This window comes from Ensifer sp. Root954 (genome assembly GCF_001429005.1).
Classification (GTDB): Bacteria; Pseudomonadota; Alphaproteobacteria; order Rhizobiales; family Rhizobiaceae; genus Ensifer; species Ensifer adhaerens.
On record NZ_LMJM01000014.1, the window covers coordinates 326,193 to 335,398 of the forward strand.

Annotated in this window: 9 protein-coding genes; 5 read left to right on the plus strand and 4 right to left on the minus strand. The window is 61.3% G+C overall.

Annotation, left to right across the window (positions count from 1 at the left end; translation table 11 throughout):
* Nucleotides 1-80 precede the first annotated feature (80 nt).
* Nucleotides 81-1,481 (minus strand): L-serine ammonia-lyase, encoded by a 1,401-nt coding sequence (locus ASE71_RS08855; protein ID WP_034795990.1) that lies wholly within the window; start codon nucleotides 1,479-1,481, stop codon nucleotides 81-83.
* 746 nt (nucleotides 1,482-2,227) lie between these two features.
* Here ASE71_RS08855 and ASE71_RS08860 point away from each other — a divergent pair.
* From ASE71_RS08860 to ASE71_RS08870, 3 genes are all read left to right on the plus strand, one after another.
* The gene (locus tag ASE71_RS08860) at nucleotides 2,228-2,920 is read left to right on the plus strand and encodes a DUF599 domain-containing protein (RefSeq protein ID WP_034795992.1); all 693 of its coding nucleotides are present in this window, start codon (nucleotides 2,228-2,230) and stop codon (nucleotides 2,918-2,920) included.
* A gap of 130 nt (nucleotides 2,921-3,050) precedes the next feature.
* Nucleotides 3,051-4,058 (plus strand): heparan-alpha-glucosaminide N-acetyltransferase, encoded by a 1,008-nt coding sequence (locus ASE71_RS08865; protein ID WP_060517381.1) that lies wholly within the window; start codon nucleotides 3,051-3,053, stop codon nucleotides 4,056-4,058.
* A 3-nt stretch (nucleotides 4,059-4,061) separates the two neighbouring features.
* Nucleotides 4,062-4,535, plus strand: coding sequence for a methyltransferase family protein (locus ASE71_RS08870; RefSeq protein ID WP_034796004.1), 474 nt, complete (start codon nucleotides 4,062-4,064; stop codon nucleotides 4,533-4,535).
* A gap of 80 nt (nucleotides 4,536-4,615) precedes the next feature.
* Here the strand turns inward: ASE71_RS08870 and ASE71_RS08875 are convergent, their stop codons facing one another.
* Nucleotides 4,616-5,002: a MerR family transcriptional regulator gene (locus tag ASE71_RS08875; protein ID WP_089044566.1), complete on the minus strand. Its 387-nt coding sequence runs from the start codon at nucleotides 5,000-5,002 to the stop codon at nucleotides 4,616-4,618.
* A gap of 71 nt (nucleotides 5,003-5,073) precedes the next feature.
* Nucleotides 5,074-6,495, minus strand: a complete 1,422-nt coding sequence (gene mgtE / locus ASE71_RS08880; RefSeq protein WP_043624851.1) for a magnesium transporter — start codon at nucleotides 6,493-6,495, stop codon at nucleotides 5,074-5,076.
* Nucleotides 6,496-6,817: 322 nt separating this feature from the next.
* Here mgtE and ASE71_RS08885 point away from each other — a divergent pair, with 322 nt between their 5' ends.
* Nucleotides 6,818-7,327 (plus strand): peptide deformylase, encoded by a 510-nt coding sequence (locus ASE71_RS08885; RefSeq protein WP_060516833.1) that lies wholly within the window; start codon nucleotides 6,818-6,820, stop codon nucleotides 7,325-7,327.
* Between the two features lie 52 nt (nucleotides 7,328-7,379).
* Entirely contained in the window at nucleotides 7,380-7,649 is a 270-nt protein-coding gene (locus ASE71_RS08890) for a hypothetical protein (RefSeq protein ID WP_060516830.1), read from the plus strand.
* Between the two features lie 47 nt (nucleotides 7,650-7,696).
* Here ASE71_RS08890 and ASE71_RS08895 read toward each other — a convergent pair whose 3' ends face one another.
* Nucleotides 7,697-8,881 (minus strand): serine hydrolase domain-containing protein, encoded by a 1,185-nt coding sequence (locus tag ASE71_RS08895; RefSeq protein WP_060517379.1) that lies wholly within the window; start codon nucleotides 8,879-8,881, stop codon nucleotides 7,697-7,699.
* Nucleotides 8,882-9,206: the final 325 nt, after the last annotated feature.

Genomic DNA, 9,206 nt, shown 5'->3' on the forward strand with positions numbered 1-9,206 from the left:
GCCAGACGTCGTTCATCCACAATCACCGCAATACGTCCGGTCGATATACCGGCGTCTGGGCTTCGAGAGGCTTGAAAGCCTCAACATTCGACAACGTTGACCGCAAGACCGCCAGTCGATGTTTCCTTGTACTTCTCGTTCATGTCGACGCCCGTCTGCCGCATCGTCTCGATGCAGGCGTCGAGCGGCACGAAATGCTTGCCGTCACCTTTGAGCGCCAGAGAAGCGGCCGTCACCGCCTTGACCGCGCCAAGCGCATTGCGCTCGATGCAGGGCACCTGCACGAGGCCGGCCACAGGATCGCAGGTCATGCCGAGGTGATGTTCGAGTGCAATCTCGGCGGCATTTTCGATCTGCTCGGGGGTACCGCCCATAACGGCAGCAAGGCCCGCCGCCGCCATCGCGGACGCCGAGCCGACTTCGCCCTGACAGCCGACCTCAGCGCCGGAAATCGAGGCGTTGTGCTTGATGATGCCGCCGATCGCGGCAGCCGTCAGCAGATAGTCGCGAATGCCTTCCTGGTCGGCGTCGTCATGGAAATGCATGTAGTAGCGGATCGTCGCCGGCACCACGCCTGCGGCACCGTTGGTGGGCGAAGTGACGACGCGGCCGCCGGCGGCATTTTCCTCGTTGACCGCCATTGCGTAGACGCTCAGCCAATCGTTGGCGAGCAGAGGATTGGCCTTGTTGGAACGCCACTCCTCCTGCAGCTTGTCGTGGATCGAGCGGGCGCGGCGGCGAACCTTCAAGCCGCCGGGCATGATGCCGTCCTGGCTCAAGCCCCGGTCGATGCAATTGCTCATGGCGCCCCAGATGCGGTCGAGCCCGGCGTTCAGCTCGTCCGGCGACATCGTCGCCTCTTCGTTCGCCCGCTTCATCTGCGCAATCGTCAAGCCGGAGCGCGCAGACATGTCCAGCATTTCCTGGGCCGAGGAGAACGGGAACGGCACCTTGACGCCCGTCGCTTTGTTCTTCGAGGCGCGCATGGCCTCAAGTTCCGTGTCGGTCACGACGAAGCCGCCGCCGATCGAATAGTAGATCCGCTTCAACAGCAGCCGGCCGTCACGGTCGAAGGCAGAAAACGACATGCCGTTGGCATGGCCGGGCAACGGCACCTTCTTGTCGAAGACCAGATCGGTCTTCGGCTGGAATTCGTAGGACGGATGACCCGGCGGTGTAATGCGGCCCGTGCGTTCGACCTCATCGATGAGGGCATCCATACGATCCGGATCGACGAGATCCGGGCGTTCGCCAACGAGTCCGAGGATCACCGCCCTGCCCGTTCCGTGGCCGATGCCGGTGTGGGCGAGCGAACCGTGCAGGCTCACCTTGATCGCCGCAACGGAGGCATGGGACGGACGTGGCCAGTCGTCGGAAAGGATGAGATCGAGAAAGCGATTGGCGGCCGACATCGGCCCCATCGTATGCGAGCTCGAAGGCCCGATACCAATCTTGAACACGTCGAAGACGGAAAGAAACATAAGCTGCCTGCCCCGGAGACTGACCCGCGACGCACGGGCATGATCGCCCGGCACCGCATTCACGATTGCCTCGATACCACGCTTCGAAGTCTATGCGAACCGGCGTGATACCCTCTTATTTGCTGGTGGATTTTACGCCTTGATCGGTGCCGATTTAAGGAGATCCGCAAGCAGATATAGGAACGAAGCCTAAGCGATCCCATAGCAGGCCGTCAGGCGGTCAACCGACATTCGATCCCGTCCGTGCGACATTGACCTCCCGCAAGGGCTCCGGGTAGCGCCACTGGTTGCCTGGAATCAAAAACGGCGCGGCTTTTGGGAAGCCGCGCCGTCAATCAGTGGACTTTTCTAGATACTAGATATCAAAGGCCGCCGAAAAGATAAGCAAGAACAAGAACGCCAGCGAAACCAGCCACGGCGCGTGCAGTTACGCCCCAGCAAGACTTCTGAATTGTATTGTCCATGATGTCTCCGAAAACACTCTCAACGGCCGCGGGCAGCACAGTGGGCGCCCGCGTCTGGGGCCATGCATATTGAAGAAAGCGTAAATGCGCAATGGGGGAATGTGGCGGAAAGGTGTCAAGCCCGTGCGACCGAACACAGGATCCTGGTGAAAACCGCACAAATGGTCGGTACGGCCGGGAAGAAATTCCGCCGCAATTTCATCACAGTAGTTGACGCGTCGCGGATTCCGACGCCACCCCGGCCACCTTGCAATTTCCAAAAGCCATGCCAAAAACACGTGTATGACCTTCGAAGATTACATAGCGCTTGTCGTGTTTATCCTGCTTTGGGCGGGTTTCAGCTGGGCGACCGATGGCACGCGCGGCTTCAAACGCGTGAGTCTTACGCGCCTCATGAACGAGCATCGCGGCCGCTGGATCCGCAATTCCCTCAACCGAGACCTGAAGATGATCGATACGCAGATCATCGCGGGGCTCCAGGCCGGCACCGCTTTCTTCGCTTCAACGACCATCTTCGCGCTCGGCGGCTGCTTCGCACTGCTCGGCGCTACCGAACAGGCGCAGATGATCTTTGCCGACATGCCCTATGTCTTCCATGGCGGGCGCACGGCGTTCGAGCTGAAGGTCGGCGGCCTCACCTGCCTCTTCGGCTACTCCTTCTTCAAGTTCGGCTGGTCCTACCGGCTGTTCAACTATTGCTCGATCCTGATGGGTGGCATCCCGATGACCGCCGACATGCAGCGGGATCGACATGCGGCGGAAAAGGCGGCCGAACGGGCGATCCGCATGAACGTGCTTGCCGCCAAGCACTTCAACGCCGGTCTCCGGGCGATCTTTCTTTCGATCGGCTATCTCGGCTGGTTCATCAGCCCCTACGTGTTCGTGGCGCTCACCGTCTTCGTCATCTTCGTCTTGACCCGCAGACAGTTCTTCTCGGAAGCGCGTTCCGCGCTCCTCAAGGACGCAACACCCTGACAGTCCGCGCAACCGGCGCGCCGGACGGCTGCGGATCGCAGCCGCGGCGTTCCATCAGCAATCAAGGACGCGTGCCTGGCGCAAGCCAGGCCTGCCACTCTTCCTCACGCCAACAGGATGGCGAATGCCCATGTCCGATATCCATGTGACCGCACCGGCAGCAGAGACCCCGGCGAAACCGACAGGCAGGCGGCTCGCCTTCATCGATGTCGCGCGCGGCGTGGCGCTGCTTGCCATGGCGACCTATCACTTCGTCTGGGACCTCGAGTTCTTCGGCTATGTCGCAGCAGGCACGGCCGGCACCGGCGGCTGGAAGATTTTTGCGCGGCTAATTGCCAGCAGCTTCCTGTTTCTTGCCGGCTACAGCCTCGTGCTCGGACAATGGCCGACGATCCGCATCAATGCGTTCCTGCGCCGTTTCGCCAAGATCGCCGGCGCCGCAGCGCTGATCACGATTGCCACCTATTTTGCCTTCCCGGACACCTTCATCTTTTTCGGCATCCTGCATGCGATCGCCGCGGCAAGCCTGATCGGTCTGATATTCCTCAGGCTTCCTGCCGTCGTTTCGTTCGCCGCAGCCGCCGCGGCCATCGCGGCACCCTTCTATCTGCGCTCGCCGATCTTCGATGCGCCTTGGCTTTGGTGGGTCGGTCTGTCCGAGACGCTGCCACGGTCCAACGACTACGTGCCGCTGTTGCCGTGGCTCGGGCCGTTTCTGCTCGGCCTTGGTGCCGCCAAGCTCTTCCACGCGCGGCTGGTATCCGCGCTTGCAAGCCGGCCCTCCACAGATGGCAAGGGGCGGCTGTGGATGACGCCCCTCGTCTTCGGCAGCCGTCACAGTCTGGCCATATACCTCATTCACCAGCCCGTGCTCATCGGACTGGTCTATCTCTTCTCGCTGATCTCTCCGCCGACACTGCCGGATCCCAAGGAAGCCTACCGCAGCAATTGCGTTGCGGCCTGCAACCAGGGAAATCCTGCCGTGCCGTGCGACAGCTTCTGCGGCTGTACCCTCGACCGTCTGGTGGAACAGAACCTGTTCGACAGCCTGAACAGGGGAGAGATCAACGTCAGCAGCGATGAACGCATTGCGCGAATCGCGCAGCAATGCACAATGAACGTGCAATCAGGGGACTAGGACATGAATGCCTATCGTGCCAAGCCGCTGAACTTCCCATGGCCGGCCCTTCTCTACGGGGTCGCCACTCTTGCGGCGCTTCTACTGGCGCGACATTTTCCCATTCCGGTGGCACATGGCCACGGCTGGTTTCCCTGGATCAGCGGCGGCGCCCTGATTATCGTTGCGATCTGGCTGGCCCTCTGGGCCGTCAAAACGCTGCTCGATCGGCATACGGCGGTCATGCCCTACCGATCAGCCACATGCCTGGTCACCTACGGTCCGTTCCGCTTCACGCGCAATCCGATCTATCTCGGCTACACCTTGATGATGATCGGCTTTGGGCTGGCGACGCTCAATCCGTGGTTCTTCATCATGGCGATTGCAGCCGTGATGCTGACCACACTCTTTGCCATCCGCAATGAAGAGCGGCACCTGCTGTCGCGCTTCGGTTTCGAATTCGAGCGCTACTGCCGGCATACCAGCCGTTGGATCTGAGCGCCGGCAGGGATACACGCAGCAAAAAGGGCAGCGCGAACGCTACCCTTCGAAAATTCCAGACATAAACCAGCGACCCTTCAGGTGCCGACGCCGATTTCGGCCAAACGCGTCAGGCACGCTTCCTCGACATTGTCGAGTTCCGTCAGCGTATCGTCGATGTCCTTGCGCTTCTGGCGCAGCTCTTCGCGCTTTTCCTCGACGCGCGACATCAGCAGCTGAAGCTGGCCGAGCTCGCCGGGAGGGTCCTTGTAGACCTGAATGATTTCACGGATCTCGGCGATGGTGAAGCCGATGCGGCGCCCTCGCAGAATCTCCTGAATGAGCCGCCGGTCGGCCGGCCGGAACAGGCGCGTGCGACCACGGCGCTCCGGATGGATGAGGCCCTCGTCCTCATAGAAACGCAGCGTTCGCGTGGAAATGCCGAATTCCCGCGTCAATTCGGTGATGCTATAGTATTTATCCACGCTGCCATTCCATGTGTTCCTGGGCATGCACTATCGTTGACCTTGACGTAAAAGTCAAACAACGCGCCACGTTACGTGACATGGAACCACCAAGTGGCGATGCCGAGAAAGCTGAAGAAGCCGGTGATATCGGTAATGGCCGTCACGAAGACGGCGGAAGAGACCGCCGGGTCGGCGCCGAAGCGATCGAGGCAGAGCGGCACGAGGATGCCGCCAAGGGCCGCAGCCATCATGTTGATCAGCATCGCAGTTGCGATGATGCCGCCGATGTTCGGGTCCTGAAACCAGAGACCGGCAAGAAGCCCTATCAGCGTGCCGAAGATCATGCCGTTGAGCAGTCCAACGCCGGCTTCACGCCGGATGATGCGCGGCGCGTTGTGAATGTCGAGACCCCGTGTTGCGAGCGCGCGCACGGTAACGGTCATCGTCTGCGAACCGGCATTGCCGCCCATGCCCGCAACGATCGGCATCAGGATGGCGAGAGCCACGATCTGCTGGATCGTCGCGTCGAAGAGGCCGATGACCGAAGCGGAGATGCAGGCGGTCATCGAATTGATGAACAGCCAGGGCACGCGCGAGCGCGATGCCTCCCCGACGGAGTCCGAGAGTTCTTCGTCGCCGACGCCGCTCAGGCGCAGCAAGTCTTCCTCGGCTTCTTCCTGAATGACGTCGACGACGTCATCGATGGTGAGCACGCCCACAAGCCTGCCATTGTCATCGACGACGGCCGCAGAAAGAAGGTCGTATTGCTCGAATAGCTGGGCCGCCTCTTCCTGGTCCATCTCGGCCGGAATGGCATGGCTCGTATCGTGCATGATCGCATCGACCTTGACCGAACGCTTGGTTCGGAGGATGCGGTCGAGGTCCATGGCGCCGAGCAGCTTGAAGGTCGGGTCGATCACGAAGATCTGCGTGAAACTCTCCGGCAGGTCCTCGTCTTCGCGCATATAGTCGATCGTCTGGCCGACGGTCCAGAATGGCGGCACCGCCACGAACTCGGTCTGCATGCGCCGGCCGGCCGTGCTTTCGGGGTAATCCAGCGAGCGGCGCAGGCGAACCCGTTCGGTAAACGGCAGCTTCGCCAGGATCTCGTCCTGGTCTTCCTGGTCCAGGTCTTCCAGAATGTAGACCGCATCGTCCGAATCCATCTCGCCGATGGCCTCGGCGATCTGTTCGTTCGGCATGTGCTCGACGATATCGAGACGGATCGCTTCGTCGACCTCCGTCAGTGCCGAAAGGTCGAATTCCTTGCCGAGCAGCGAAACCAGCGCCAGGCGCTGATCGGGCTGGATCGCCTCGAGCAGGTCACCCATTTCCGACGAGTGCAGGCCGGCAACGTGCTGGCGCAGATAGATCGTATCGCGGTCGGCGATTGCCGCGCCGACATGCATGAGAAAATCAGAGCGGATAGAACCGTCGTCGGCATAAATGTCCGAGCCGTCAAAGGCCTTGACGTCTTCTGAGCCGCGGTCTTCGTCGCCAGTATTGCTCATGCGCGCCCTCGAAACGATTTGCTGCTTCCCGGCCGTCCGCCTCGCGAGCCGGAAAGAATGCGTCCACTGACGTTTGCCTCACCCTCATCCGCCGCCATGGGCGGGAATTCTGGCCTTACAGCCTGCTAGCGCAAAGCCCTGCCGAGGTCCACAGCACAGATACCACCGGGCGCGCCGCAACAACAGATTTATTCAAGCTGTTGCAAATACATGAAAAACCGGCTGCTTCTCGACACAGTCGACATCGACTGCGCGATCGGCTAGCACTTCAGTCGAGATATCGGAGGCGCAACACCCATTTGGCGCCGCCAAGGAAGATCTGATGGCCATTCGCCCCATTGTCCGCTTTCCCAACCCGCTGCTGACGCGGAAGGCGGAGACGATCACCCGCTTCGACGCGGCATTAGAGGCGCTGGCCGCGGACCTTCTCGACACGATGCGGGGCGCCCCCGGCGTCGGTATTACCGCGCCGCATATCGGCATCCTGGAGCGCGTGACGGTGATCGAGCTCGACCGCGAAAGCGGCGCCAGGACCTTCGTCAATCCGGAGGTCATCTGGTATAGCGACGAGAAGGCGACCCATACGGAAGGCAGCGTCTCGATGCCGGGCATCCTGGAAGAGGTCGAGCGCCCCCGCGCCGTTCGCGTCCGCTACCAGACGCTTGGCGGCGAGACGATCGACGAGGAAGCCGACGGCTTCATGGCCACCTGCCTGCAGCACGAAATCGACCAGCTCGACGGCATCTTCTGGACACAACGGCTCTCGCGCCTGAAGCGCGACCGCGCCATCAAGAAGTTCGAAAAGCTGACCAGGGAGCAGGCGCGCGGCTAGCGCACCGATTCCCTGCTCGCAACATCACGTCATAATCACCAAGGACCGAACCATGAAACCGACCTATCTCGCCCTCATCGGCCTCCTCGCGCTCGCCGGCTGCAACAGCGCCCAGCAAGATCTCGAGCCCCTGCCCCAGAGCCTGACCTATGGCGAGAACGCGGCCAACAGGAAGACACAGGCCTCACCGGGCGCCATGATCCAGAACCGCTTCATGTATGAAGGCCAGATGGTCTACGAGACCTACGAGGTTCAGCCCGACCGCACCTACAAGCTCGTCCGCCGCCGCATGGACCAGAGCGGACCTGCCGGCAACAACTGACACGGATCAGGGCGTACGGGCGCAGCGACCTCTGTCGCCCGTCGCCGCTATGTATTTCGAGCCGCGTACACCGCCGTTTCGAAATCGAGATAGCTCCCGAACGAAGCGGGATCGGCAAAGGGCAGTATTTGTGTCGCCCACAGGCCACCGAGACCGTTTTGGCGGTCTATCCAGTAGTAGAGGTTCGCAAGCCCCGCCCAGGCTAACGCACCGGCTGGCCGCCCCGTCGGTGCTGCTTCATCGTTGATCATGAAGCTTATCCCCCAGGACTTGGGCATGCCGGGGAAAAATTCGGCGTCGTGCGACAGGCTTTTTATCACCCCCGGAAGCTTCTTGATCTTCCTTTCTCCGAGGCCGTTCCTTGCCGCCATTTCGACGGTTTCGGCCTTCAGGACGCGACCGCCGGGTGACATCCCGTCGTTGAGCCACATGCGGATAAATTTGGCGTAGTCGACGGCCGTCGAATAGAGACCGTGCCCGCCCATCTGGACCTCCGGGGCCTGCGGGAGCCTGAAATCAGGCAACGGCGACAAACGTCCGGCATCGTCCCTTTGGTGCAAGGTAACCACGCGGGATGTCATGGATGCGGTCATTGCAAAGCCGGTGTCCTCCATACCAAGCGGCTGGAGGATGCGTTCCGCCATCACAGCGCCAAGCCGCTTGCCGGTGATGCCCTCCACGACCTGCCCGGCCCAGTCCAGGCTGCTCCCATATTCCCAGTCGTCGCCGGGATCGAAGAGCAAAGGCGTCCGGATGGATGCATGGGACGCGGTGATCACGCTCGGCTGTCCATGTTGCCGCGCCAACCGGGCATAGGTCTCGTTGAAAAAATCGTAGCCAAAACCGGCCGTGTGCAGGAGCAGCATGCGCGTGGTGATGTCCCGTTTGGGCGGGCGGAGTTTCGGATTCCCCGCGAGGTCAAACCCCTCGATCACCTGCAGCGTGCCGATTTCGGGCGCGTATTGCCTGGCGGGAGCGTCGAGATCGAGCTTGCCCTCCTCGACCAATTGCAGGCAGACCGTCGCCGTGATCGCCTTCGTCATCGAGAAGATCGCAAAGACGCTGTCGATGGTCATATCCGTCGCGCCAGCCAAAGAGCGCTTTCCGGTGGCGCCCGCGTAAAAATTGCCATGGCGATCCGTGGCGATTGCGACAACGCCTGGCACGCCATCGGCGGAAGCGACCGCGGCATTGAGGATTGCATCGGCAGCAGTCTTGAGATCGCCGGACAAAGGAACCTCCCGCACAGCCAAGGCTTCGACACGCGTGGCGGTCGTGCCACCCTTCACGTTGAACCGCCGCGCAAATCTTAACATCAAAGGGCGGCCCAAGCCATTTTCTAACGGCTGTGGAAAAAGAGTGCCGTCGGCCAACTCAGCGCGAAACGAGCGAGACTCAGATTGCCAGAAGGCAACACGATGCCGCCGATCAGGGCGTGCCAGAACGGGGAAGCTAAACATGGATTTGAAACAAAAAACCGGCCGAAGCCGGGTATTTGGTGCGGTCGAGAAGACTCGAACTTCCACGGGTTGCCCCACAGCGACCTCAACGCTGCGC